This is a genomic window from Bacillus sp. TSO22, from assembly GCF_020223595.1.
Lineage (GTDB): Bacteria > Bacillota > Bacilli > Bacillales > Bacillaceae > Bacillus > Bacillus inaquosorum.
In genome coordinates, this window is record NZ_JAHAWO010000010.1 from 1 (window position 1) to 1,286 (window position 1,286).

Consider the following 1,286-nt stretch of genomic DNA (forward strand, 5'->3'; position numbering starts at 1 on the left):
GGGACTGACCCCCGTTTTTGAGACAGGGGTCAAAACACCTTTTAAACAGCCAATTGCCGATAGTTTATCGGTGATTGGTTGTTTAGTTTGGTTTGAATACGAATATTGTTATAATAATGAATGTATTCTATGACAGTGCGTTCTACGATGGCGGTCGTAGTTCGATCAATGCTGTTAAGATAGAACGTTTCAGACTTTAGTGAGGAATGAAACGATTCGATGGAGGCATTATCAGCGGGCGTCCCTTTGCGGGACATGCTCATGGTAATGCCTTTTGTTTTAACAGCTTTTTGATATTCGTAAGATGTATACACAGAACCTTGGTCACTATGTAACACGCAGTTCTCAGGCAGCGTTGGTAGCTGATCAAGTGTGTCTAAAACAAAGTCAGTGTCCTGCTTATCCCCAATCGTAAAAGCAATCACTTCTCCATTGTATAAATCCAATATACTGGAAAGGTACAATTGTTTCTGTCCATAAGGCAAATACGTGATGTCCGTTACTAGTTTTTCAAGAGGACGATCAGACTGAAAGTTCCGATCCAATATATTATCGACCACGGCATATGGCTGCCCATCCTTCTTGCGCTTTTTCACCTTAACCTGGCACTGCCATTGATTTTTCTGCATAATACGTTGAACCGTTTTATGGTTAATACACATTCTCTTTTTGAGTATGGCTGTGATTTTTCGATATCCATATCGATACTTGTGCTCTCGGCACAACGTGCCGATTTGTTTTTCCAAATATCGCTTAGGCTGATCCCTCATCAGATTCTTCTTCCAACGATAATAAGACGCTCGAGAGATACCTAAATGAATACAGATATCCTGTACGGTCATTGTGCTGTGCAATATTTCTACAAGTTCGACTGACGTTTCGCTATCAACTTCCTTTCCAATTCGTTGTACTTTTTTAAAACTTCATTCTGTTGTCTCAGGTAACGAATCTCTGCCTGCAGTTTCTCTAATTCGGAAGAATACTCCGGGCCTTTTCCGTAAGTGTATTGCTTTCCAACAGGCTGTTCGAATCGATGTGTATCCCCAGTCTTATGCCATCTAACCCATGTCTGAACCTGTGTCTTATTCTTAATATTCAACTCCTGCATGATCTCTTTCATAGGTACGCCTGCCAATCTCATTTCTACAGCCTTCTGTTTCACTTCAACCGGATAACTCACTCTTGTCCCCATAGAAAAAACACCTCCAAGTCTAATTTCGGATAACAATCATCCGTATTCAAACTTGAAGGTGTTTTTATTTGTCTCATCTTATGGGGTCAGTCCC

General features: G+C 40.9%; 1 protein-coding gene. It reads right to left on the minus strand.

Annotation, left to right across the window (positions count from 1 at the left end; translation table 11 throughout):
• Window positions 1-41 precede the first annotated feature (41 nt).
• Window positions 42-1,192 (minus strand): IS3 family transposase gene (locus KHQ79_RS12275; RefSeq protein WP_119913926.1). Its coding sequence is split into 2 segments (ribosomal slippage): window positions 42-919 and window positions 919-1,192, totalling 1,152 coding nucleotides; the frame shifts between segments, so codons are not numbered across the junction.
• Window positions 1,193-1,286 lie beyond the last annotated feature (94 nt).